Genomic DNA, 24,114 nt, shown 5'->3' with positions numbered 1-24,114 from the left:
CTCTCAGAAACAATGCTTCACATCAAGGGAAACCGGTGTGAATCCGGTACGGTCCCGCCACTGTAAGCGGTACGAACTCTGCACATGCCACTGGGCAACCGGGAAGGCGCAGACAGTAGATTGATCCGCAAGTCAGGAGACCTGTGTGAGGCTCAGATATCACCATCCTTCCGAGGCAGAGGGGTGGTGAAATTCCTTGCAGAAGAGGTGAGTTTTTTGAAGAGGTTTTTTGCAGTCGGCTTTATGGTACTGTTCTGTGTTCTGTCACTTGCATTTGAAATCGTGGATGATCTTGGAAGACTCGTGGCGATTGACAATCCACCCGATAGGGTTGTCATAGCTTCTCCTGCGATCACCAGATATCTCGAAGTTCTGGGTGTATCATCCAGGATCGTAGGAGTGACTGACTGGGACCCGTATGCCTTATCGAATGAAGTGGAGAAAATAGGCAATCTCGTTCCTCTCAACCTTGAGAAGATTCTCTCTCTTGGTCCTGATCTGGTAATGATCTCTGGTGGCTTTCAAGAGGCGGAAGTTGCCAAGCTCGAGAAGATCGGGATCTCTGCCTTCGTAATGAATCCGAACTCTTTCGAGGATATCTACAGGAATCTAATGGTTGTTGGCAATTTGTTCGGCATACCTGACAAAGGAAGGATAACGGCGACGAACTTCAGAGATGAGGTTCTTGAAATCGCAAAAGACTCCTATAATGTTCCACAGAGTGAGAAGCCCAAAGTTGTGTACATAATGATAGTCGGTGAGGTAAGCGATATCTGGACTTGCGGAACGGGATCTTTCGTTAACCAGGCGATCGCATATGCCGGTGGGGCAAACATCGGAGCACCTTACAGCGGAAATAATGGATGGTTTCCCGTCAGTCCTGAATTCGTTCTTAACTCCCAGCCGGACATAATTCTTGTGCCATACTATTACGAAGGCGGTCAGGAAGAGGCGGTAAAAATGATAACTTCTTACAAACCCTTTGCAGATCTTCCTGCAGTGAAGAATAACCGAGTCTACCCGCTTTACGACGGCCTAACCGCATATGCAAACCCTGATTTTGTAGTCCTCGTGAAGACGTTGAAGGAATTCTTCTATTGAAACGCGCTGCACTTTTCGCGTTTTTCTCCACAGCATCCGTACTTGGGATGCTGTGGCTCTCGAGTTTCGGAACAGTCAATTATTCGTTGAATGAGATTTTCGGCATATTTCTTGGAGACTCTTCGGAACCAGCTTCCAGTATCTACGTGAATCTCAGACTGCCGAGATTATTAGTGGCTTTCCTGATCGGCTCAGGGTTGGCGGTAAGTGGAAATGGACTTCAACTTACTCTGAAGAATCCCCTTGCAGACCCATATATTATCGGCATATCGGCGGGGGCCTCCTTTGGAGCTGTTTTGTCTTTGTTCTTGAGAGATGTTGGCAGAATATCGCTGAACATGGATCTCCTTGCTTTTGTCTTTGCCTTGTTTTCTTCATTCCTGACCTATACGATTTCCCGAAGAGGAGGGAGAATCCCTATAACAACACTGGTTCTTTCCGGAGTAATAGTCTCCTTTCTTTTCAACGCGGCGGTGACTTTTCTTGTCGTATTTGCCTGGCGAAATGTTATTACCTTGCATTTCTGGTCTCTCGGTTCTCTTTCGGGTGTTACCTGGGATGATTTTTTCAGACTGCTTCCGATAATTATTCTTCAGTATGCTTTGTTCACGATAATTCGCCGAAGAATGATAATAATGGCAGCCGGAGAAGAACACGCCATAACCGTCGGAGTTCACCCGGAGCGCATAAAGTTCCTGGTATTCTTCACCGTATCAATCGTTTCGGCAATTGCAGTCTCAACAGCCGGTTTGATTGGTTTTGTGGGGCTTGTTATACCCCACATGGTTAGGCTTGCCTTTGGCACTGACAGCAAGCTGAACCTTCCTGCAACCGCGATTTTCGGCGGGGTTTTTCTGGTGGTCTGCGATACCATTGCGAGAACGCTCTTTCAACCCACGGAACTCCCAATCGGTGCAGTGACTGCCCTGGTAGGCGCTCCCGTCTTCATATATCTTCTAAGAAGCAGGGAAGTGGCTAATGATGGTTGATCCAATACAGGTAAGAGATCTGCATTTCAGTTATGGAAAGGAAGAGGTTCTGAGTGGAATCGATCTGGAACTCAGGCACGGTGAAGTGCTTGGAATACTTGGACCAAACGGGAGCGGAAAATCAACTCTGATGGGTGTTATCTGTGGAATTAGAAAGAACTGGAACGGACTTGTGAAAATCACGGGAGAAGATCTTCACGGTCTCTCAACGAAAAAACTGGCTAGAATAGTATCTTACATACCTCAGAGCTTCGAACCGTCGTTCGATCTGAAAGTTGAGACTATTGTTTCGTTTGGAAGAAATCCACATTTAAGGGGACTGGGAAACTTAACAAATGAGGATTATATGATAATTGACGAATCGATGAGGCTTACGGAAGTATGCGGATTCAAGGATCGTCCCTTCAGCACGCTCAGCGGAGGCGAGAAACAGCGAGTAATAATCGCAAAGGCTCTTGCCCAGGAAGGAAAGATACTTCTTATGGACGAGTTCACAACTCATCTGGACCCGGGGCACGCAAGAAGAGTAGGAAAAATCGCGACTGATCTCGTTCGCGCAAAGGGACTAAGTGCAATAGCGATCTTTCACGATATAAATCAGGCGGTAGAGATTTCAGACACGCTCTTATTCATCAATAATGGAAGAGTAATTACTTCAGGCAAGGCCTGGGATGTCGTTACTCCGGAAATCATTAGGCAGGTTTACGGCCTTAAATCAAAAATCATGCAAAACCCGGTCAGTGGGCTGCCACTGGTAGTGTTCTACGATTGAGACATGGGATTGCTGACATCGGCTGCCTCGGCACCAGTTATCCTTACAAGTTCTTCGAAATTAGTCTCGACAGCGGAACCGGAAGTCCCCGCAGCAGGAAAAACAGTATCATACTGTTGAAGAGACTGATCGACAATGATCTTGACTCCTGAAAGTCCATAGGGACAAACGCCACCTGGCGAGAAACCTGTCACTCTAAGCGTTAGGATCTCATCGGCCAGGCGAGGTTTCTCCCCGGCTATAATCTTGAGCTTCGAGGGTGAAACCTTTCTATCACCGGGGCAGACCACAAGATAAGCTCTTCCACTCTTGCAAGTGAAGAGAATCGACTTTGCTATTTGACCGACTTTCACCTTCAACATCTGCGCAGCCGTCGTGGCAGTGGGTGTAGTTCCTTCGGGAAATTCGTAGAACTTTAGGTCGTTGGCCTTCAGTATTGCAAGCACCTTTTCTGGGATCATCGTACACCTCCGGGAAGGGAATTGAACTATGATACCACGAGCCCAAAAGTCGAATCGAGAATTCATTATCGAAGTGGAGAAGAAAATCCTACGGAAAAAGCTTTCGCTTAAATGAAAAGTGTCCACTCCTTCTGCGAAATTTCTCTATTCAAATATCATTCCATTACTTCAATTAAGAAATCGAAAAAAATCATATGGATGCGATACACGAATACTCTTATTTACAGTCGCAAGCGAGAGCTTTTTTAAGCTCATTTACACTCTCTCCATCAGTACCGGCCCACTCTCGAAAAAAATCCAACAATGCCTGTAGAATCGCATATTTTCTATTGACTCTTTAGGCAGATCGTCACAACCTTGAGTTTAAGTCAACGTCAATCCCCTTCAATGCGACAATCCATCTTCTTCCAATAATCAATGGCTGGCGCCATACGAAACTCCGTACAAAAGGAATTAGACCGGTATTCGCGCTAATACCGGAAGGGATCCCCCTCCTGTGGATCGACGCCAACAACAATGGCAATGTGCTAGACGACCCAACGATCGCACCGGACTTCAAGGAGACCCACCAAGACACAACGACCTACGAGTGGATTACCAGAGTCAAAGTCTTTTACGAACTCGAGGGCTATTGGGAATCAAGATCTGTCAAACTGTTAGCCAGAAAGACGGGGTTGACTGGCGAGCTGGAGATCCGATACTGTTTGTACGAGCACATGGAGGGGTTAGTCTGGGCCGAAGACGGTCCAAGAAAGATCAAACTCTTCACGCTCGACCCCAAAGGTTTTTACTATACCGACCAGGTTTACTTCGGAGTCGATACGGACGGCGACGGCGAAATAGCTCTAATCCACGACTCTTATGAGATTTTCCTGCATGGGGAAGTCTTCTCTTTGAACGGCAAGGCATACAGACTCGGCGAGGTTTCCGAAGACGGGAAAAAGGTCTCCTTTGAGGAGACTAAGGAGACTCCGACGGAGAAGCCAAAATTTCTCAAGGGACAACCTCTTCCGATTCCCGGAGTTCTCCAGACGGATCCAAGTCTTAATGCGGCCTTTCTCGAGGGGTCCCCCAGCCTGATCGTTCTCAGCAAAGTCTCGCCTGCGACAGTCCTCGAACCAGTATACACCGATTGCGACTGCAGTTCTCTGAGCGCTTTCGAAAGGTATAGATTGGACGGAATCATCGATCTCGCCCGGAGGTACGCAGAACTGAAGGTTCTATGGGTACTCACAGGAAAGGAGCAAGCTGAGCCGGAAGCGGCGCTGTTGGAAAATATCTATTTGAGAGACGAAAGAAGTTTGGTCGATTTCTACGGCTTCCCAGGCGAGGAGAGGGTTTTCATCGCCGATTCGAAGGGCGTTATAATTGAATTAGACCGTTACTGGGTCGACGAGGCCAGCCTCGAGACTGATCGGCCGCAAAGCGGAAAACTGATGCTCAATTACTCCGACATAAAAAAGACTGTAGAAGCTCTGTACAAAACCAATTGAAGATCCGACCATTGGCGAATTGAACTTTCAGCAAAACGGAGAACCGCTCTTCAAATGAATGAGAGCGGTTCTCTTGATTTCACCTTCCGGCACAAGAACGTTCAACCCGTCGAGTCAATCCGTTCCCATACCGTTCACTATCACGGCTTTCGCCAGTTCGTGCGCGAGCGCGGTGAAATCCCTTCCCTCGATGTTGCTCAGCACCACCACAAAGATGTCGTCGTCGACATACCGATTTATTCTAGTCGAGGTACCCTTCGTGTCCCCGTCGTGATAAACGACCCTTCTGTACTCGCCATCTATAAACTCGTTACCGATAAAGACTCCATAGCCTGCCTCGAAGAGTTCATTCGTTGGACTCTCCATTAGTCTTAAGGAGCTTTCCGAAAGCACTTCTCCGGAGGAAAGCGCTCTGTCCCACAGATACAGATCATACACAGTGGAGTATAACCCCCCCGCTCCCCCTGGAAGCCTTCTATCGACCCAATCAGCAGGTCTTACGCTAGAGAGATCTATAACATAGGAATCACAGTAGTAAGGAAGACCCCATCCGCTATCGTATTCATTGTAATCGTAACCGGTATTATTCATTCCCAGTGGTTCGAAGAAGTTCGTTCTGAGATAATCATCATAGCGCTTCCCGCTTGCCCTTTCTATGATGACGCTGAGAAGGAAATACGCGCTGTTGCTGTAGAGAAAGCTGCTTCCAGGTTCAAATCTCAGAGGCAGAGAGGAGATGTAAGCGATTTCGGCTTCTTGAAGAGTTCTATCCTCCTCAAATTTCTTGACTTCTCCAAGAAGTTCTAACGTGTTAATCATTGTTGGAATTCCAGAAGAATGATTAAGCATCTGATGAATAAGGATTCTCTCTCCGTTAGGGAATTCGGGAATGAATTTTGCAACAGAATCTGAAAGAGATATTGTCCCCTCTTCCAGTAGCCTAAGAACTGCAGCTGCGGTAAACTGCTTGGTAATCGATGCAATTCTGAACTTCTTTTCAGGAGTGTTGGGGATATTCCTTTCAATGTCTGCCATTCCGTATCCTGCTGCGTGCAAGATTGCATCTCCTCTTGAGACAAGAACGGTTCCCCAAAAGCCTTCAAACACGATACTCTTATTCATTACTTCATCTATGGGATTGGCAAATAGAAGAAAAGAAAGAGATATAACAGATAACACTACAGTAGCCAGTCTTCTGAACAAAAGGCACCTCCAGTTGAGAGAGTTTGTGGAGACCATGATCAATGATAACTCACTTCTGCAATACTGAGATGGATTCTGGATTAACCATGCGAATTGCTCGTCGTTCTGAATTCGCCTGCCGGAACTGATATCCACAGTCTTCCCATCGAAACGATCTGTCACTGTCACCGGCTTTGGACTAAGTCTATTGAATCTCCAAGAAGCTCTTCAGTTACCTGGCGGCTCAAAGAGAGAGTCTTTCTGCACAGTCATGAGCCAAATCGATCATCGCTTCGATGAGCAGAATGAAATCATCTGCGTTAGACTATAGTTGAAATACAACAGTTGGCAAATCTATTTCAAATGTCTCACTTTGAAAGCATCATTAGGTCTCTGCAGCCATAAAGATTAAAATAACAAATGTCGAGGACGCAATGATCGAAGCATATCCGACGGCTACACCGGAGAGGTTACTGACAAGATTTGTTTAAGGAGGAATGAAATGAGAAAGATTCTCTTGATAATAACGCTTTCTATTATTTCTTTGACCAGTTTGCTGTCTCAAAAAATCGTGGTCGCAGTGATGCAGGATCCCGACTTTCTTGATCCACATAGAGCGGCTGCCTCGGGCACTTACGAGATGATGTTCAACGTATTTGAGGGTCTCCTCAAACCCGACTCGAATGGAAGTGTTGTTCCGGCTGTGGCCGAGAGTTACCATATATCGGAGGACGGCCTGACCTATACTTTTACGTTAAGAAGCGGTGTGAAGTTTCATAACGGATTTGAGGTCACAGTTGACGATGTTCTCTACTCTCTCAACAGGCTGAAAGGAAACAATCAGGAAAGGGGCCTTTCATCAGACTTCGAAAAATTCGTTTCGAAGATCGAAGCGGTAGATGAAAAGACAATAAAGGTTGAACTCAGTACCTTGAACACCGACTTTCTCGAGAAGTTCATCATCGCGATAATTCCCGCAAATAATGACAACCATGAAGTCAACCCGATAGGAACGGGCCCGTTCAAATTCGTCAAGTACCAGCCGGGTCAGAGGCTTGTAATAGAGAAATTCGACGAATACTGGAATCCCGAGCTGCCTATAGTGGACGAAGTCGAATTCAGAATAATCCCCGACAACCAGGCTGCTATCATGAGTTTCATGGCCGGGGACGTTCAGATACTTCCAAGACTCGATGCAATTCAGGCAATGGTTCTGGGTAATCGATTCAACTTAATTACTGCAGAGCAAAACATGGTCCAGTTGATGGCAATGAACCATGCGGTCAGCCCCTTCGACGACATTAGAGTCAGGAGAGCGATTAACCATGCAGTGGACAAGGACGAGATTATAGAAATCGTGGCTGGCGGTTACGGGACGAAGCTCGGTTCAAACATGTCGCCGATAATGAGCATGTATCATCAGGAGGGTCTCGAGGATTACTATGAAACCAGTTTGGTAAGGTCAAGACAGCTTCTTTCTGAGGCAGGGTATCCCGACGGTTTCAGCACAAAGATCACAGTACCTTCGAACTATCAGTTTCACATAGATACAGCCCAGATAATTGTCGAACAGCTTAAGAGAGTTGGCATAGAAGCCGAAATAGAGCTGGTAGAATGGAGCGTATGGCTGGACAAGGTCTATACGTCAAGAGAGTACGAAATGACAATAATTGGTCTCACTGGGAAACTAAGCGCATACGATATTTTGAGACGGTACGTTTCCGATTATCCGAGAAACTTTTACAACTACTTCAACATCGAATACGATCGAGTGGTCAAAATGGCCATTGAAAAAACGGACATTGAAGAGAAGGCCTCTCTATTTAAGCAGGCACAGATAATCCTCACAGAAGACGCTGCGGCAGTTTACATAATGGATCCCAACTTCTTTGTGGCACTTGCTCCTAATCTATTTGGGTACAAGGTCTATCCACTGTACGTACAGGATATGTCAACTCTTTATTACCGTTAGGGAGGAGCGTCATCTGTGTATGTATATCTGAAGAAACTCTTTGCAATGATTCTTACGGTGCTTCTGGTTTCGCTCATAGCTTTTGTAGCTTTCGAGGTGATCCCCGGGAATCCTGCACTGTCGAGACTCGGCGTAGACGCTGAAGAATCGCAATTCGAAGCTCTTTCAGCCGAATTGGGACTAAACGATCCTCTCGGCGAGAGACTTTCGAGGTGGTTTAAGGGTCTTTTGACGGGAGACCTCGGCACTTCTATGAGATACTCAGTCCCAGTGTCTGATCTGATTCTAGACAGGATACCGGTAACTCTTTCGCTGGCGCTTATGGCCATGATGTTCATTACTCTAATCGGAATTCCTCTTGGAATAGTCAGTGCAAAATATGGTCACAGACTTCCCGGCATTTTGATTTCTATGATCTCACAAATTGGAATGGCTATTCCTTCTTTCTGGAGCGGGATAATCTTGATGTACATATTTGGAATCGTTCTCCGCTGGGTTTCGCCTGGAGGATACGTCCCGTGGAGCGAGGATGCCGTAGGAGCTTTCAAGTCTTTACTGCTCCCCGCCATCGCAATAGCCCTTCCGTCAATTGCCTCGATTATCAGGTATACGAGAAATTCCGTAATGGATCAGATGAAGAGCGACTATGTGCAGCTGGCCCTGTCTAAGGGTTTGAACATAAACTCAGTGTTGTACAAGCATGTGCTGAAGAACTCTCTAATTCCGATCGTTACAGTCCTCGGTATGATAGCGGCAAACATTCTTGGAGGCTCGATAGTGATCGAACAGGTTTTCACGCTTCCAGGTCTTGGAAGACTGTTGATCAATGCGATCTCAACCCGTGACCTACCTCTCGTCCAGGGGATGGTACTGTACATTGCGTTTATAATTGTGATCATCAACTTCCTGATCGACATTGTCTATACCGTAATCGACCCTCGAATCAGATTGGGCGCATGAGGATAGTATGGACAAGAGAAGCATAAATCTCAGAATTGGAATTGTATTGATATCTCTTCTGTTCTCAATGATGATTGTGAGTTTGTTTTACACCCCGTTTTCAGTAACGGAAATCAATAGGGAAGAGCGTTTTTCACCTCCGTCAGTCCGCCATCTTCTGGGTACAGACAATTTCGGAAGAGATGTGCTTAGCAGGATCATGAAAGCTTCTCAGACTGCTTTTTTTGTAGGATTGGTTGCCGTTTCTATCGGAACTCTCTTTGGAGTAACGATCGGTGCCGTGTCAGGTTATTTCGGAGGAATTGTCGATGAGATAATCATGAGATTCATCGATGCAATGATGGCCTTCCCCAGCATTCTCCTTGCGTTGATGTTTGTTTCAGTCTTTGGGGTGGGTCTGAGAAACACGATCGTCGCAATAGGTATCATGTCGATTCCTTCATTTGCCAGGATCACAAGGAGTGGCTTCGTTCAGTATAAAGAGCTGGATTACGTAAGAAGTGCAAAGGTAAGAGGAGTTTCAAACCTCCGTATTATGTTAAGACACATTTTGCCTAATGTACTTTCCCCAATTGTTGTCGCAGCATCTATGGGTTTTTCAAATGCAGTTCTGGCCGAAGCGGCGCTCAGTTATCTTGGACTTGGAATCCAGCCGCCCAATCCCAGCTGGGGAAGAATGCTGAGTGAGTCTCAGGTCTTCATAACCGTCAGCCCCTGGTACGCGATAGCACCAGGAATCTTTATTACCCTACTTGTGCTGGGATTCAATTTTCTCGGAGATGGGATTCGGGACATGAGAGAGAAGAGAAAATAGGTGAGAACATATGCGAACTGAAAAAGAGCCTCTGTTAGATATCAAAGATCTCAAAATCGCCTTCGACTCTACAGAAGGGATGCTCTACGCAGTGAAGGGCATATCTCTGGAGGTGCTGGAGAAGGAGATAATCGGGATCGTTGGAGAATCTGGATGCGGAAAGACAGTGACAGCTCTTTCGATAATGAGGTTGCTTCCAGGCAATTCGCACGTGACAGGAAGTCTCTTCTTCTCAGGAACCGATCTGCTCTCTCTCAATGAGGAGAAAATCAGGCGAATACGTGGCAAGGATATCTCGATGATCTTTCAGGAGACACTTTCATCGCTCAATCCTCTACTGAAGGTCGGGTGGCAAATCGAGGAGAACCTTAAGATGCACACTTCTCTTGACAAGGAAGAGCGATTCTCAAGGGTCCTTGAGATCATGAAAGGTGTCGATCTTCCTGATCCAGAAAGGACATATGGCAAGTACCCTCACGAACTGTCGGGCGGTATGAGGCAGAGAATAGCTATAGCCATAGCCATTGTCTGCAATCCAAAACTGATAATCGCAGATGAGCCGACTACTTCTTTGGACGTAACAATACAGGCACAGATACTGGAGCTGTTAAGAGAGATAAATCGTGAGAGAAACTCCTCAATGATTTTTATTTCGCATAATCTAGGAGTAGTTCGGGAGATCTGCTCGATGGTTTACGTTATGTATGCCGGGCACATCGTTGAGAAAGCACCTGTCGATAAGCTCTTCACAGATCCTGCCCATCCCTACACAATGGGCCTCATAAAAGCCATACCTAAGAGAGACTCAAAAGGCAAGGAGCTCTTCGACATTCGAGGCCGGGTGCCGTCAATAGCAGACATGATTTACGGTTGCCCATTTGAGCCAAGATGTGACTACGCTGTCGAAAAATGTAAGAGAGAGTTCCCCGGCTTCAAAAAGATGGACAATGATCACGAAGCGAGATGCTTCCTTGCTGGAGAGATTTGATGAAGAGAGGTATTCTGGAGATTCATAACCTTAGAAAACATTACAGGCTGAGAAGAACCCGATTGCTGAAGAAGCCGGGCTCGATCAAGGCACTTAACGGAGTTTCCTTAAGTATTTCTGAAGGAGAATCTTTCGGACTTGTAGGTGAGTCCGGCTGTGGAAAATCAACGGCCGCCTATACAATCGTGGGGCTACTAAAACCGACGGAGGGGAGGATCCTCTTCAAAGGCGACGACGTTACTTCGCTGAAGAGAGATCAAAAACGTGAATTCAGAAAGAAGGTTCAGCTAATCTTTCAAGACATTTCAGGATCCTTGAATCCAAAAGGAACAGTCGAGTGGATACTGAGAGAACCTTTGAGAGCAATGGGAATGCAAAAAAGAGAGATCAAAGAGCTGATTTTGGAGAGCATGAACCTTGTGGGACTTGACAAGGATCTCTTGGGAAGATTCCCTCACGAGCTTTCTGGAGGTCAAAAACAGCGCGTAGGAATCATGAACGCGTTAATTCTTAATCCAGAAGTCGTAATAGCCGATGAGCCGGTTTCTTCGCTCGATGTCTCTATCCAGGCACAAATGCTTAACCTTATGAAAGACCTTCAGGAGAGGCTTTCTCTGACCTATCTCTTCATTTCCCATGATTTAAACGTTGTTCATTACTTCTGCGACAGAATAGCCGTCATGTATCTTGGCGAAATCGTTGAGCTCTCCGAATCTGAAGAACTCTACACATCACCGCTTCACCCATATACTCAGTCCCTCCTTTCGGCAATTCCCGGTGAAACCGATCATAAGCTCGAAAGAATAATACTTGAAGGTGATGCTCCCAGTCCCTTGAACCCACCAACTGGATGCTTCTTTCACCCCAGATGTTTCAGGAGAATGGCGATTTGTTCGAGTGTGAAGCCGCAAAGGACCGAGGTAACGAAAGATCATTTTGTAAGCTGTCACCTTTATGAGCGTTCGACTCTCCTAATACCGTAACCCGAGGTGTTTTTTGACCGGCATCGCTTTAAGGAGCACGAATCAATTCTTTCATCCGATCTTCTTGAGTAAATACATACTGAACACATAAAGACAGCTTGCCATCACAGCCAGTGAGACAAAAGCAACTCCAAACGAGATTGTGTCAGCGATTCTTCCGAAAATTGGGAAGAAAATTATCATTACTAAGCTATACATCATACTTGCAAAGGATATTATCGTTGCCCTGCTCCTGGATGGAATCAGCTTATTTATGTAGTCGTTGCCTGCTACGAACAGCATAGCTTCAATCATAGTTACAACCATGAAGAAAGGTAACTTGTTCGAGCAAAGAGCCACACCCCACATGGATGCGACGGAAACAAGAGGCAGTATGATCAGGACTTTCTTCTCCTTCAGCAGATGAGATAACCTCTGAACCTTCATGGCCACTAAACCGGCAAGAAACGACCCGGCTGCAAGGTATATGCCAATCTGAAACTCCGTGCGGCCAAGTCCTTTCCAGTAGTTTTGAATGTAAAAGAATATGCAGGCGCTGAATGCCAATATAGTCTGAACAAAAAAGATAAGAAATGCAACCTTCTTATCTCTAGCGATTATTGAGAAGCTATCAACAATCTGCTTCAAGAAGCCCCGGAAGGTCTTTGAGTTACGGCTCACCGATTCGAGGATTGGTGGTTCTGTGAACGAAAGAGAATAGACCGCCGAAAATGTGATGATCCCGGCGGAAACCCAAAATGCATAGTGGTAATTGTACGTTCCCAGGAACCCGCCGATTAGAAGCGCCGCAACTGAAGACACTTGAAATATAGCCTCCTGCCTCCCAAGAACCGATATGAAATTGTCTTCTTTTTTCAGATATTTGAGAGAGTCATAAACAAGAGCCTCTCCAGAACCCGATTCCAAGTTATACGAAAGTGCAGCGAGTATCATGAATAGTGCGAAATGAAGGAAGTTCCTAGAGCCGATCAATACTAGAATGCTTACAAGAGATAGACACCTCCCGATGGTTCTGCTGAGCTTTCTTCCGAACAAGTCTGCTACAGACCCTGTAGGGACCTCCATCGTCAAAGAGGTCACGTGGAATATTCCTTCAAGGAAACCGATCTGCGTCAAACTCATTCCCCTGGAGGCCATGTATATCATCCATAGACCGCTCGACAGTCTCATGTTCATAAGGAAAGAGAATAGGTAATTTTTCTTTATGTTGCTTTTCATGCGCTCAACCATATTATTCATACGATTTCTCCCAAAAGAAAGAGGCCGTGACGCTCGTCACGGCCTCTTGATTCACAGCAAAGATTTCAGAGCAATCCAGGCTCGACGAGGTAGCATTCACCCACGGAATCCAAAAATCCGCCCAAGATAGCTCTTCTATAAGCCTGAATAACTTCTAGCATGTGGGTTTGCTCCTTCTCCTGGATTGAGTTAGGAATATTATATATCAAATAGGCTCATAAAAAAGTTTTCAATGCGGATGAGGCATTTCTCGTTATTCTCCGGGTTCTCCAGCTGTCAGAAAATCCCCATCGGCGCCGAGCTCTCAATCTTCCTCCTCAGAATTATGAAGGAAAGTTTTTGCGCTTCTCCTGAAGTTCGACTCATCATAGGAGTCCGCAAGAATCTCTTTTGTACGATCAAAGGAGTCGATATCAATCTCCTCTGAATACTCGAAGCTTTTAAGCATACCTTCTTCAATGGTGAGAATCTTTTCCCCGTGTTCTGCAATGAACTGCCTGTCGTGGCTAATGAAGAAAAACCCTCCTGCGAAGTCGTTGAGAAGTCTGTCAAGTACTTCTAGAGATTCAATATCCAAATGATTGGTTGGCTCGTCCATAAAGATGAACTCAACCTTTGAAAGAAGGGATTTCAGTAAGGCAAGCCTCATCAACTCTCCGTAGCTCATCTTTTTAATCTCCGAGAAAGCCTTCTCTCCCTTGAGACCGATATTGGCCAGGTGACTTCTGACGGTGGTCTCTTCCAGTCCAAGGTCGGCGATTTCTTCATAGGGAGTTCCTCTTTCGAAGAGTTCTGCGACATTCTGTGGAATGTACATCCAGTTTACACTATCGTTTCTGTACATTCTGCCACTCGATGGTTCCAGAATCCCTACCAGGCATTTCATCAGAGTTGTTTTCCCCGAACCATTCGGCCCTATGAGACCAACTCTATCGGAAGTATCTATGTTAACAGAGGCCTCCCTTATGACTTCATTTTCTTCGTAAGAGAACGAGAGGCCCTCCACCATGACCATTTTTCTGTTCGGAACTCCATATTTAGGAATCCTGACAGTAACAGGCTTCTCAACAAACGGTTTTTCGCACTCCAGTTCACCGATCAGTCTTTCGGTCCTTTTCTGTACAGCTAGCGCACGTCTGGCTAGTTTAGCCGCCATATGTCCTTCATGGCCTTTATCGCTTGCGAATCTCTTTGAAGCCTCTCTTGAATCTGACCAGCTCTTCCTCCTCGACGCATCGAGTTCAAGTTGACGTATCTTCTTACTTATCTCTTCACTTTTCTTCTGCCTTGAGAGGAAATCACTTTTCAGATGCGCCAGCATCTCAGAATAGCCGCCTCGAACTCCTATTGCCTCTCCTCTTTTCAGATAGATCGTCTTGTGAGCGACTCTGTCGATGAATCTCCTGTCATGACTTACAACAATAACTCCAACACCCCTCTCGCTTAGTGAGGTTATGATCTCTTCAAGTCTTAAGGTCATTTCTATGTCGAGATGGTTTGTCGGCTCGTCCAGCAAGAAAAGATTCGAACCGGAGAGAACTCCCCTGACAAGGGAGAGAATTCTCTTCTGCCCATGGGAGAAATTCATGTACGGGAAATCCAGATTGTCAACATTGATGCCAAACTCATTTAGAAATGAAGAAATCTTTGCTTCGAACTCGAATCCCCCAACATTATGAAATTCATTTATGAGTTCCGCATAGGTCATAGGATCATTTACAGAGCTGCCCAATTTCTCGTAGATGTCGAAGAGCTCTTTTTTCGCCCCCAGTAGATACTCCTTCACTGTCCCATAAAAGTCTGCGATCTCCTGGTTAACAAGAAGCGGGTCGATACCTTGCTCTATAGTTATTTTTCCTTCCGAGGGAGTGATTTCACCTTTGATGGATTTCAGGAGAGTCGACTTGCCGGCACCGTTTGCCCCGGTGACAGCCAAAATCTCTCCTGCAGCGAGATCGAGACTGACTTTCTTAAGAACGTCTACGCTTCCAAAGGAAATTGAAAGATTGTGTATTTGAAGCAAATTGATCACCTCCAGTAAGGCTAGAAGCTCAAAGTTTTTTGAATTGAACGGCTAAACAGGATTGAGGTCTTTCGATGTTTTTTTGAGGAAGTATTCAGTTTTGTAGATTAAAGAAGTCTATTCTTCATTTCAGCACCTACTGGTTTGCGATCAGTAATTTATAACACATAGATCAAGGCCAAGTCAAACTCATTATCGAGTTGAGCATGATGCACTACCAACAAGTACTACGTTTTAGTTTGATTGTGAACTTGCGCAGCGATGGAAAGCAAAAGCAAGTTCTAGTTAGATTATGATCTTCAGAATGTTTCTGCCGTCAACATAGGAGTATTCGGCTTTCTTGGAAAACCTCTTTATTAAGTAGATACCCATTCCACCTTGCTGCAGAAGCTCGATGTTCTCAAGATTTGGATCATCCACCTCAAGTGGATTGAACTCTCTTGAAGTGTCTTCGATTGTAATTACTACTTCATTTTCCCCGATAGCGAGACTGACTGATATAAGATCTTCTTCAGTAAGCTGGCCGTGCTTAACGATATTAGAGCAAGCCTCAATTACTATCAAGCCAGCTCTGAAACCGGTTTCATTGTCCATGCACCTTCTTACTATCTCCGAGACTTTAGCCGAGAAAGCATCGATTTTGCCCATTTCGGGTCTAACGTTGAAATTGTACTTCTTCTCACCCATCTCTCAACACGAATTCTTGATGACTTCTTCAAGGCTACAATCCTTTACAACAAAGAGCCTATCGAGCCTCAGAGTATTAAGCAGCTTCTTTATCTCTTTAGACAGATTTATCAAGACGAGATCACTATCTTCAGCAGCAACTGTCTTGTAGATGCTTATCAAAGCGGCAATGCCCATAGAGTCAATGAATTCGATGTTGGTCCCATCGACGATCACTGACGAACAGCTTTTGAGATCGACTGTCTCTTGCCATTTTCTGAACCTCGCCGATGTCTCTCCTGTGATTCTCGCTCTTTCCAAGAGGGAAATTACTCCGATCTTATTCTCCATCATCTTCAGTTCAAACATCTTACACTCTGCTCCTCGTTTTCATAGATTTCCGGACCATCTGACGTTCTTACTAGAACTCTATGAGCAGCGCCGTAATATCATCTTCAGCCAACACACTTCCTTTGAAGCTATCAAATGAGGTCTTAAGACGCTCAGATGTTTCCTCAATGTCTATATTCGCACAACTCGCAAAGAGATCTCTTAGTCTGCTCTCACCATACATCTCACCTTTTTCGTTCGACAACTCAATCAATCCGTCTGTATACACCAGAAGACGATCTCCCTTTAATAACGGCACTCTCGACACTTCTCCGCGAACCATGTTCATACCAATCAGGCTTTCTCTCCTATCATCAAGCAGTTCAACAGAGCCCTTTCTAAGAATCATCGGCGAGGGGTGGCCCGCATTTGCCAGAAGAGCAAAGCCTTCTAGATCAACAACTACGGCGATAATAGTAAAGAATAGATTGAACCTCTCAAACACGAAGTTCTTGTCGAGCTCTTTCATGAAGCTGCTCAGGTCGAAATCTATGTCGTTAATACCGGATCTGAAATCTTCAATGAACCGGTGCACCATAACCGATAGCATTGCAGCATTTACTCCATGTCCGGACATATCCGCTAAATAAACGAAGAAACGGTTTTCGTTCAACCTAAACACATCGAATATATCGCCGCCAACTCTGTAGGAAGGTTCGTAGATCCATCTGACAGCAAGTCCTTGTGGATCGCTTTTTGGTACAAGCGCGTTTTGTATCTTTCCCGCCGCAAGAACATCACTCTCAAGATTGTCTACAGCTATTCTCAGGGACTTTATCAACTCGTGTAACTTCAACTGAGTATTCACTCTAAGTAAAACCTCTTCGGGAAGAAAGGGTTTTGAGATGAAATCAACGGCCTCCGAACTGAGAGCAGTAAGTTTGCTCTGCCTGTCGGAAGAGCCGGTAAGTACGATTACTGGAATAGACCGCAGCTCTTCACTAGACTTGAGCTCAGTCAGAATATCCAGTCCATTATAGTCGGGCAGCATAAGATCCAGCAAGATCATATCAGGCTTGTCTCTTGACAGTGAAGACAACGCAGACCTACCATCGGGGCTTTCGATCACATCGTGTCTATCCCTGACAAGTATTGATTTTAGAAGCACTCTAACCGAACTGTCGTCATCCACCACCAATATCCTGCTCACCTCACCACTCCTATTCGAAATAACGCAGAGCTTCAGCAGGTTCTATTCTTGAGGCCGAATAACTGGGAATAATCGTAGACACAAGTGAAGCAAAATAGAATATCAGGGTCATGGCAGCAAGCTGATTCCACGGAATATACAGTTTCATGCCTTCCATCAATGGAGAAGCGTAGATCTCTATACTTGTAAGAGTGCCGGTTACAATTCCGAGAACAATACCAACAATCGCGATAAATGAACTTTCCAAGAGAAAGGAGGAGAACACCATCTTCTTCGTAAATCCAATTGCCTTAAGCATTCCGATTATTCGCTTTCTTTCGTGAAGAGCCTTGAACATAATGATCGCGATTCCTACGATCCCGACTAGCATCCCGAAGTAAAGGAAAGATCTGAGAATGTTGACTGTTCCTTCCAGCATATTGGATGTTAAATTGATTATGTCGTCAACATAAAGGAGGAAGAGGCTCCTAGATTCGATCTTACTCTGCAGGGTGTCGAAGTTCTCTTTCTTCTGATCCGGAGAAGTGCCTGCAAGGTTGAAAAGTAAGTATCTCTCTGCAGCACTTCCTGCTAACTCGCTAGGAACATTTCCTGCATAGATTAGGAGTCCATTGAGGAAGGAGATAGTATTTTCCGGAATTGTAGCGATTACTTCCAAATAAACAGGACTGGTGTCAATCGACTCTGACGAAACCCCTCTTCTCAACAACCCGCCAATACCTTGACCGGAATCTCCCTGATCGACTAACCCTCTGAGTTCCAGAGTATCTCCAGGAACAACATCCGGCAAAACGCTATTAGACACTATTACAGTACCGGGATTACTACGCAAGTAATCCCAAAGCTCTTCACCGCTTGATATGTCTAGGTCCTCATCGTAAAGAATATCGGTCAATCTGCTATTGTCTATGAAAAGGTCGTCAACTAGATATATCTGTTCAAGTCCAAAGCTATCCTCTTTTCTCACAGCTACGTTCATACCCGCCACGGTCGAGATCTCTCTCACTTCAGGCTGTGACTGAAGTTCAGTGAAGGAGATGGTTCTCTCTCCTGTAAGCGAGAAGGCGCCAGCATCAAAACCAGTGAAAACCGCGTCCCTGCTTCTTATAAGCATTTGCTCCATCGAGTAAGGTATTACAGAGATAAGCGTAATCACGAAAATCACAACCGCAAACATGGCAATGGTAAGACCTGTCCTCATGCGATTCCTGGAAGAAAAGGCTATCGAAATCTTGAATACTGGTGCGGCAGCTCTCGCCTTTTGGAACAACTTATTCAGGAGAAACTCGAAAGTCTTTAGATTATAGACAATCAGGAAAAGACCGGCGAAAAGAATCGCAGCCCCTTTTGCAACCGTTAGATAGATGGAAGAACCGCTGGAAGCTATTAATGAAAAAGAGTTACTGACCATTGTAAACGCTATGACCGCAATGGAGAAGAGCGACTCGATTAACCTCTTGTTTCTCGCTGGAATAGCAATCGGTATTAGCAGACCTGTCAATACGACACCCGTAAAAAAGCCGTTTGCATTACCTATAGAGTAGGCGCTATATGCAACTACTATTGACAAGAGAACTCCAACTGAAGCTATGATATTCAGTAAGAGTCTTTGGCGCTCGTCCAGTTCTTCGGGAATATTCCTTACGGCGGTAACTATATTTGTTCGCGAAATTTTCCTTCCCGTATATAAAATTATTACCAATGGAATGATCAATCCAAGGAGAAACCCATAAGCAATCGAATCGGTACGCACAAAAAAGGCAAACGAGCTCTGCATGGAATCAAATGCGATGTTCGCTCCTTCAATGGGAATAAGCGTTACGATATCTTCGGAAAGACTCACAAAACTTCCCAGAGTAAACCTTGCGATAGCCAAACCAGCGAGCACACCAATTGCTGAAGATATTATCGAGTAGAAGAATCCTTCATAGAAAATGGTTCTTGAGACCCTTTTTCTCGAATAGCCTATCGCTCTGAGAGTTCCAAGCTCGGTTCTTCTCTCTTGTGCCAGCATCAAATATATATTTGTCAGAAGAAGCGCTCCTGCGAATATTGCGAAAACGCTTAACATAAGGAATAGAAGACCGATATTGCCTTGATCAACCATCCTGATAGAATCCCTCTTTACCTCTCTAACAGCAAACTCTTCGCCGGCCACCTCTCTTATCGCTACCACAACATCATCAGTATGCCTCTCCCCCTTTAAGAAATCACCGCGATTGGATACAAGCAAAGCGTTGAAATAATCATCCACACCGATTTTCAAAACCTCTCTCGCGACTTCAACATCCATAAGCATAGTGAATGCGTTTGGCCGTTGATTCTCTATCTGATAATTAAAAACACCGTTACCTTCAACAATGTCAATAATTTTCACTTGTGGAAGAGGAATCCAGAAGAGCAACCTCTGTCCAGGATCCGCAAGGATTTCGATCTCGTCTCCAACCGACACACTTAATGAATCAGCGAGCTCTCGGTTTATTATGACGCCGGGTACACCATCCGTTAGGGGAGGAATCGCTGGATCGATACCGGAAGCGTCGGGCCACTTTGACAAATGATCGAACAAGACTCCTATGATGGTGACCTCCATACTCTGACCGGTTTGACTTCTTGCGTTACCCGGGAGACCCGCTGAAACAGTCCTGCTGAGAATGGGAAGAACACCGTCAACCTGTTCATTTCTGGACAGTGAATCGACAAGAGCCTCTATCTTGAAGTTTGGGATGAACTCTTTTACGACGTTCTGATTATCTGAAGGAATGTAGACCAATTCATCTACCTCACCATGAGTTCTCTCGATCTGACTAAACAAAAACTTCTGAAAGGAATCGTTCATGGCCATGGAACCCATTATCAGTGCCGTTCCTATCAATGATCCCATTATTACGAGGAAAGTATCGGATTTTCTTCTGTAGACGTTCCTGTAACCTATTTTGAAGATTATTGGATTCATTATCATGGAGACAATGGTTGCAATTACAGCAATCCCCGTAAAAAGACTCACTATCTGTATTAGCACTCTTCCACCTTCAATTCATTATTCTCTTCAATCTTCAGAATGTGACCGCTGTCCATATGGAGAATCCTGTTGGAATAATCGGAGACTCTTTCATCGTGGGTTACAATAACGAAAGTCTGATTAAGAGTTTGGTTCAGCTCAGTTATAAGATTCATAAGGTCGCCGCTGGTTTTCGTATCGAGGGCTCCGGTGGGTTCGTCGGCCCACACGATTGCAGGTTTATGAACAAGTGCTCTTGCAATGGAAACTCTCTGTCGCTCACCACCGCTTAGTCGAGAAGGCAGATAATGCTCTCGCTCCATGAGATTCACTTTTGCGAGAATCTCCATAGCGGCTTCTCGAGCCTTTTTTTGGTTGCTTCCCATTGTAAGCATGGCAAGCTCGACGTTCTCGACCGCATTCAGTACTGGTATAAGATTGTAGAACTGAAAAACGAATCCCATGTTCATTGCCCTGAATCGAGTCTTTTCGTCGTCCTTCAGTGAATGAAGATCCACACCTCTAATCATGACTTTCCCTTCAGTCGGGGTATCAATTCCTGAAAGGCAGTTCAGAAGCGTACTCTTTCCACAACCAGATGGTCCGAGAATCGACAGTATCTCCCCCTCGTAGATATCGAAGGATACACCCTTCAAAGCCTCAACCGAAATCTCACCTGACCTATAAGTTTTACTAACGTTTCTAACTTCAACAAACGCCATTTCGAACCTCCTTTCAGTAAGCGAAAGATCATTTCTACAAAGTAATATCGTCCACAGCTTTTCTTATCTCATTATTGAGCTTCTGTATTGTCTTCTCAAGACTTGAAAAGGCCTTTCTAGACAAAGCAACAATTATCCCTGAAGCACAGTAGGAGAATACACCGGCCGCAACTTCTGTCCTCCTCTGAACCAGTACCGATGAAAGCATTACTGCAAGAGGAAAAAGCGGTGCGGCATAGGCAGAGAATATGTACAGCTTTCTCTGTAGCTCTGATGGTTTTCTTAGCTTCTCTTCGAGAGAAAGCACAACTTCTTTAAGCTTCTTCAGATTCTCGGAATCGATTATCTTGCCTTTCGTACTTTCGTTAAAGGTATCGGTAAGAGTTAGTACACTGTGAACATCTTCTAGAAAGGCAGAGATCTTCTTGGAGCGACCACCCCCCGGTACTCCCATTATAATCAAGTAGTCGAAAACGATTACTAGCGGAAGAAAGAAAAAAATGGGCTGCGTATAAGTGCCCTCGGCGAAATTGAGTATAAAAAGAATTGCAGTAGCTACCAAATAGTAAACCGTCAACTTTTTCATCAATCCATTTCCGGCAGTTTCTCCACCATCACTGAGGACGCGGAGACTCTTACTTTACATTCGTCAATCTCCTCAACCCAGTCTATCGGTATGAGCTTTTTCGACTTGGAGCCAAAACCACCATATTCGGAAACTAAATGAGTTATCTTCCCTTCGTCATTCAGGACGAAGCTTCTTAACCTTCCAATCGTCTTTTCCTCAGCACTAACTATATCACAACCTGGTTCGAGTGACTTAGTATCTTTGGGAACGTTTATCGAAGTGTTGAGGGGCGGAAGAGGATAAAGCTCTGCATAATCACCTACCGGTCTGAGCCAGTATACCGGAGTAACCCCGCTTTCCAAGTTATCAATCTCCTCTCCGGTCACAAAGAATGTCTCCTCGTAATCCTGCAGAGTTTCAACATCCTTCGATTCAATTTTCAACCTAACCTCATCGGGAGCCGCAAAAAAGATAGTCGTTATCGGCACGAGCTTTGCCACTCTATTGAAGATACCTTTCTCTATTACGACATGAGTGACTTCATTGTTCTTGGGATGAATAACAACCCGGATGACTTTCCCGAGGTCTTTTCCATCGGAAGAAATGGCTTTTGCACCCCATCTAATTCTGTTTTCCATAGGTTCACCCCCTTAAAACAAGTTTATCACGTAGGGCATGCTCTACCACAAAGACAATTGGTTATATGACTGCAGAAAACTGGAACGAGTTGTAAAATATAGTGGCTGAATGGTCAAGAATAGAGAGAAATACTGATCCTGGTCAAGGCACTTCGCTGAAGGAATAATCAAAACCGAGAGGAGGAAGTTCGTCTCTACGATTTGGATATGATGGACAATGAGCTATATGAGCCCATTTAAGCTTTTCTGGATATTCGTCAAAGTTAGCACGTTCACCATAGGTGGTGGATACGCGATGATCCCCGTCATCAAAGAATTCATTGTTGATAAGTACAAGATTATGCAAAACGATGAATTTCTTGATGTTATTGTTACTGCTCAGACAGTACCCGGTGTAATTGCAATCAACACCGCGATGATACTGGGGAGCAGACTGTCCGGATTCTGGGGTGCATTTTTCGCGGTTCTTGGAGCTTCGTTAACTCCATTCATAATAATACTGGTTATCGCAAGCTTCTTCACTGATTTCGTTGATCTACCTGTTTTCAAGGGCTTCTTTGCCGGAGCAAGGGTCGGAGTAACCGTCATACTGGCCAATCTTTCTTTCCAGTTGCTGAGGAGAAGTCTCAAGAGATATATGATACTGGCGGTTATTACCGCGGGGACAATTGCAATTGTCCTTCTCAATTTATCTTCGATCTGGGTCCTGCTAGTCTGCTCTATGCTGATCTACTTCATAGACAAGCGGAGGACGCAATGATCTTAATAAACCTGTTCTGGGCCTTCTTCAAAATCGGTCTTCTTGCCTTCGGGGGTGGTTACGGTGCTCTCAGCCTCATTCAGGATCAAATAGTTAACATAAACAAATGGATTGAACTTGATGAATTTCTCACTCTTATTTCTATCTCTCAGATGACCCCTGGGCCGATATCAATCAATTCTGCTACCTTCATTGGGTATCAAATTGCCGGAATACCAGGATCGATATTCTCTACAGTTGGAGTAGTTCTTCCAAGTGTGTTCTGGATCTTCTTGATATTGAAAATCCTGAAAGTTGTGTCTAAGTGGATCGATACAGTGGAAGTATTCAATGCACTACGTCTGGGCATAATCGCGCTGATTCTTTCGGCGACTTTCAGAATTGGGATTGAATCTATCAATAGTATTTTTGCACTCATTCTTGGCATTGCTGCTTTTTACATCCTCTATAAGTTTAAACCTTCAGTTATCTGGATTGTTCTTGGAACAGGTTTGATGGGTGTTATCATGAGCTTGTTCCTTCCCCTATAAACCTTATATTATTCGGTTTCTGAGCCACACATGTGCAATAGAGTCAAGAAACAATTCATTCTTTTGATTGCAAAAATTGAATTTTTCATTCGCATGAGTAATTTGATCAATTTATTCCTGATCTAGCAACGACTCCACTTGGATAATTAAGAGGATTCAAATGAACATATTGATTGAAACTAGTTAATACTTCAATCGTATGATTCCACGATTAGATCTTGAGAATCTGCCATTATAACCATCTATAGACCGTCAATAACGATTATCATCTCTATGCTTTCTCTTGATAAGTTTTAGAAATCAGCTGAACATGATCTACAATAGACTTGTAATCATAGTTGATGGAAGGGTTCTAGATCCATGGATCATCGAGTGACCTATTCTTTTCAACTGATTCTTGACAATATGAGAACTAAGTATCTGAGAATTGAAGCAGTTAATGTACGGATTATTGCTCAAACACTTGACCGAGGGGGTGCATTGTATGTGGAAGATACCTGAAGAAGACGAGCATTAGCAACGGTGAATCGAGAAGGTAAAAAGGAAGTTGACTGATTTGGAGGTGTACTGGATGAAGAAGATTGTTGCGATCATTCTGTTGGGTTTAGTTGCTTTTGGTAGTGTTGCCTTTGCAGGGCCGGGACTCTGGAAGATCCCCGAAGACGAAATTTCCGTCTGTGGTGGACCGGGTCTATGGAAGATTCCTGAAGGT

At 44.8% G+C, this 24,114-nt stretch carries 22 protein-coding genes and 1 riboswitch; of the genes, 11 read left to right on the top strand and 11 right to left on the bottom strand.

Annotation, left to right across the window (positions count from 1 at the left end; genetic code table 11):
* The first annotated feature begins 2 nt into the window (after nucleotides 1-2).
* Nucleotides 3-163: riboswitch (cobalamin riboswitch) on the top strand.
* A gap of 44 nt (nucleotides 164-207) precedes the next feature.
* The 3 genes from B3157_RS11925 to B3157_RS11915 are packed head-to-tail and all read left to right on the top strand — an operon-like array spanning nucleotide 208 to nucleotide 2,862.
* Entirely contained in the window at nucleotides 208-1,101 is an 894-nt protein-coding gene (locus tag B3157_RS11925) for an ABC transporter substrate-binding protein (RefSeq protein WP_292590693.1), read from the top strand.
* Entirely contained in the window at nucleotides 1,098-2,090 is a 993-nt protein-coding gene (locus tag B3157_RS11920) for a FecCD family ABC transporter permease (protein WP_214079549.1), read from the top strand. The genes B3157_RS11925 and B3157_RS11920 overlap by 4 nt, the downstream gene beginning before the upstream one ends.
* The gene (locus B3157_RS11915) at nucleotides 2,080-2,862 is read left to right on the top strand and encodes an ABC transporter ATP-binding protein (RefSeq protein WP_292590665.1); all 783 of its coding nucleotides are present in this window, start codon (nucleotides 2,080-2,082) and stop codon (nucleotides 2,860-2,862) included. The genes B3157_RS11920 and B3157_RS11915 overlap by 11 nt, the downstream gene beginning before the upstream one ends.
* Here B3157_RS11915 and B3157_RS11910 read toward each other — a convergent pair.
* On the bottom strand, nucleotides 2,853-3,323 hold the full coding sequence (locus tag B3157_RS11910) for a YbaK/EbsC family protein (protein ID WP_214079550.1): 471 nt from the start codon (nucleotides 3,321-3,323) through the stop codon (nucleotides 2,853-2,855). The genes B3157_RS11915 and B3157_RS11910 overlap by 10 nt on opposite strands.
* Nucleotides 3,324-3,847: 524 nt before the next feature.
* On the opposite strand from B3157_RS11910, the gene B3157_RS11905 reads away from it, so the two are divergent.
* Entirely contained in the window at nucleotides 3,848-4,816 is a 969-nt protein-coding gene (locus B3157_RS11905) for a hypothetical protein (RefSeq protein WP_292590662.1), read from the top strand.
* Nucleotides 4,817-4,930: 114 nt separating this feature from the next.
* Here the strand turns inward: B3157_RS11905 and B3157_RS11900 are convergent, their stop codons facing one another.
* The gene (locus tag B3157_RS11900) at nucleotides 4,931-6,019 is read right to left on the bottom strand and encodes a serine hydrolase domain-containing protein (RefSeq protein ID WP_214061041.1); all 1,089 of its coding nucleotides are present in this window, start codon (nucleotides 6,017-6,019) and stop codon (nucleotides 4,931-4,933) included.
* A 481-nt stretch (nucleotides 6,020-6,500) separates the two neighbouring features.
* Here B3157_RS11900 and B3157_RS11895 point away from each other — a divergent pair, with 481 nt between their 5' ends.
* Genes B3157_RS11895 through B3157_RS11875 form a run of 5 tightly spaced genes read left to right on the top strand, consistent with a single transcriptional unit; the run spans nucleotide 6,501 to nucleotide 11,715 of the window.
* A complete protein-coding gene (locus B3157_RS11895; RefSeq protein ID WP_214079554.1) occupies nucleotides 6,501-7,970 on the top strand; it encodes an ABC transporter substrate-binding protein in 1,470 nt (489 codons plus the stop codon).
* Between the two features lie 15 nt (nucleotides 7,971-7,985).
* Nucleotides 7,986-8,930, top strand: a complete 945-nt coding sequence (locus B3157_RS11890) for an ABC transporter permease (protein WP_214061062.1) — start codon at nucleotides 7,986-7,988, stop codon at nucleotides 8,928-8,930.
* Between the two features lie 7 nt (nucleotides 8,931-8,937).
* Nucleotides 8,938-9,744 (top strand): ABC transporter permease, encoded by an 807-nt coding sequence (locus B3157_RS11885; RefSeq protein WP_099830383.1) that lies wholly within the window; start codon nucleotides 8,938-8,940, stop codon nucleotides 9,742-9,744.
* Between the two features lie 10 nt (nucleotides 9,745-9,754).
* A complete protein-coding gene (locus B3157_RS11880) occupies nucleotides 9,755-10,732 on the top strand; it encodes an ABC transporter ATP-binding protein (protein WP_214060634.1) in 978 nt (325 codons plus the stop codon).
* Nucleotides 10,732-11,715 carry an ABC transporter ATP-binding protein gene (locus B3157_RS11875; protein WP_292590657.1) on the top strand — a complete coding sequence of 328 codons (984 nt, stop codon included), beginning with the start codon at nucleotides 10,732-10,734 and terminating at the stop codon, nucleotides 11,713-11,715. Before B3157_RS11880 ends, B3157_RS11875 begins: the two co-directional genes overlap by 1 nt.
* 51 nt (nucleotides 11,716-11,766) lie before the next feature.
* Here B3157_RS11875 and B3157_RS11870 read toward each other — a convergent pair whose 3' ends face one another.
* The 9 genes from B3157_RS11870 to B3157_RS11830 form a co-directional block, all read right to left on the bottom strand.
* Nucleotides 11,767-12,954, bottom strand: a complete 1,188-nt coding sequence (locus B3157_RS11870; RefSeq protein ID WP_214060842.1) for an MFS transporter — start codon at nucleotides 12,952-12,954, stop codon at nucleotides 11,767-11,769.
* A gap of 304 nt (nucleotides 12,955-13,258) precedes the next feature.
* The gene (locus B3157_RS11865; RefSeq protein WP_292590655.1) at nucleotides 13,259-14,986 is read right to left on the bottom strand and encodes an ABC-F family ATP-binding cassette domain-containing protein; all 1,728 of its coding nucleotides are present in this window, start codon (nucleotides 14,984-14,986) and stop codon (nucleotides 13,259-13,261) included.
* Between the two features lie 276 nt (nucleotides 14,987-15,262).
* Nucleotides 15,263-15,664, bottom strand: a complete 402-nt coding sequence (locus B3157_RS11860; RefSeq protein ID WP_214079557.1) for an ATP-binding protein — start codon at nucleotides 15,662-15,664, stop codon at nucleotides 15,263-15,265.
* A 3-nt stretch (nucleotides 15,665-15,667) separates the two neighbouring features.
* A complete protein-coding gene (locus B3157_RS11855; protein WP_214060845.1) occupies nucleotides 15,668-16,012 on the bottom strand; it encodes an STAS domain-containing protein in 345 nt (114 codons plus the stop codon).
* 52 nt (nucleotides 16,013-16,064) lie between these two features.
* Nucleotides 16,065-17,183, bottom strand: a complete 1,119-nt coding sequence (locus B3157_RS11850) for a PP2C family protein-serine/threonine phosphatase (RefSeq protein WP_292590653.1) — start codon at nucleotides 17,181-17,183, stop codon at nucleotides 16,065-16,067.
* Between the two features lie 10 nt (nucleotides 17,184-17,193).
* Nucleotides 17,194-20,205, bottom strand: coding sequence for an ABC transporter permease (locus tag B3157_RS11845; RefSeq protein ID WP_292590651.1), 3,012 nt, complete (start codon nucleotides 20,203-20,205; stop codon nucleotides 17,194-17,196).
* Nucleotides 20,199-20,906, bottom strand: coding sequence for an ABC transporter ATP-binding protein (locus tag B3157_RS11840; RefSeq protein WP_214060848.1), 708 nt, complete (start codon nucleotides 20,904-20,906; stop codon nucleotides 20,199-20,201). The genes B3157_RS11845 and B3157_RS11840 overlap by 7 nt, the downstream gene beginning before the upstream one ends.
* Before the next feature lie 34 nt (nucleotides 20,907-20,940).
* Nucleotides 20,941-21,492: a hypothetical protein gene (locus tag B3157_RS11835; protein ID WP_292590649.1), complete on the bottom strand. Its 552-nt coding sequence runs from the start codon at nucleotides 21,490-21,492 to the stop codon at nucleotides 20,941-20,943.
* Nucleotides 21,492-22,112 (bottom strand): PRC-barrel domain-containing protein, encoded by a 621-nt coding sequence (locus B3157_RS11830; protein ID WP_214060849.1) that lies wholly within the window; start codon nucleotides 22,110-22,112, stop codon nucleotides 21,492-21,494. The genes B3157_RS11835 and B3157_RS11830 overlap by 1 nt, the downstream gene beginning before the upstream one ends.
* A 217-nt stretch (nucleotides 22,113-22,329) precedes the next feature.
* Here B3157_RS11830 and B3157_RS11825 point away from each other — a divergent pair, with 217 nt between their 5' ends.
* Together B3157_RS11825 and B3157_RS11820 are read left to right on the top strand one after the other, a co-directional pair.
* Complete coding sequence (locus B3157_RS11825) at nucleotides 22,330-22,872, top strand: chromate transporter (RefSeq protein ID WP_292590647.1); 543 nt, start codon at nucleotides 22,330-22,332, stop codon at nucleotides 22,870-22,872.
* Nucleotides 22,869-23,402 carry a chromate transporter gene (locus tag B3157_RS11820; protein ID WP_292590645.1) on the top strand — a complete coding sequence of 178 codons (534 nt, stop codon included), beginning with the start codon at nucleotides 22,869-22,871 and terminating at the stop codon, nucleotides 23,400-23,402. The genes B3157_RS11825 and B3157_RS11820 overlap by 4 nt, the downstream gene beginning before the upstream one ends.
* Nucleotides 23,403-24,114: the final 712 nt, after the last annotated feature.

This window comes from Mesotoga sp. UBA5557, assembly GCF_002425715.1.
Lineage (GTDB): Bacteria > Thermotogota > Thermotogae > Petrotogales > Kosmotogaceae > Mesotoga.
Note: the sequence above shows the minus strand (reverse complement) of the source record. Positions and strands in the feature narration are given on the sequence as shown.

What these genes read in the sequence shown, in the direction of transcription:
- B3157_RS11895 (WP_214079554.1), top strand. Translation starts at nt 6,501, where the DNA reads ATGAGAAAGATTCTCTTGATAATAACGCTTTCTATTATTTCTTTGACC.
- B3157_RS11880 (WP_214060634.1), top strand. Translation starts at nt 9,755, where the DNA reads ATGCGAACTGAAAAAGAGCCTCTGTTAGATATCAAAGATCTCAAAATC.
- B3157_RS11820 (WP_292590645.1), top strand. Translation starts at nt 22,869, where the DNA reads ATGATCTTAATAAACCTGTTCTGGGCCTTCTTCAAAATCGGTCTTCTT.
- B3157_RS11860 (WP_214079557.1), bottom strand. Translation starts at nt 15,664, where the DNA reads ATGGGTGAGAAGAAGTACAATTTCAACGTTAGACCCGAAATGGGCAAA.
- B3157_RS11830 (WP_214060849.1), bottom strand. Translation starts at nt 22,112, where the DNA reads ATGGAAAACAGAATTAGATGGGGTGCAAAAGCCATTTCTTCCGATGGA.
- B3157_RS11835 (WP_292590649.1), bottom strand. Translation starts at nt 21,492, where the DNA reads ATGAAAAAGTTGACGGTTTACTATTTGGTAGCTACTGCAATTCTTTTT.
- B3157_RS11855 (WP_214060845.1), bottom strand. Translation starts at nt 16,012, where the DNA reads ATGTTTGAACTGAAGATGATGGAGAATAAGATCGGAGTAATTTCCCTC.
- B3157_RS11910 (WP_214079550.1), bottom strand. Translation starts at nt 3,323, where the DNA reads ATGATCCCAGAAAAGGTGCTTGCAATACTGAAGGCCAACGACCTAAAG.
- B3157_RS11885 (WP_099830383.1), top strand. Translation starts at nt 8,938, where the DNA reads ATGGACAAGAGAAGCATAAATCTCAGAATTGGAATTGTATTGATATCT.
- B3157_RS11840 (WP_214060848.1), bottom strand. Translation starts at nt 20,906, where the DNA reads ATGGCGTTTGTTGAAGTTAGAAACGTTAGTAAAACTTATAGGTCAGGT.
- B3157_RS11870 (WP_214060842.1), bottom strand. Translation starts at nt 12,954, where the DNA reads ATGAATAATATGGTTGAGCGCATGAAAAGCAACATAAAGAAAAATTAC.
- B3157_RS11825 (WP_292590647.1), top strand. Translation starts at nt 22,330, where the DNA reads ATGAGCTATATGAGCCCATTTAAGCTTTTCTGGATATTCGTCAAAGTT.
- B3157_RS11875 (WP_292590657.1), top strand. Translation starts at nt 10,732, where the DNA reads ATGAAGAGAGGTATTCTGGAGATTCATAACCTTAGAAAACATTACAGG.
- B3157_RS11915 (WP_292590665.1), top strand. Translation starts at nt 2,080, where the DNA reads ATGATGGTTGATCCAATACAGGTAAGAGATCTGCATTTCAGTTATGGA.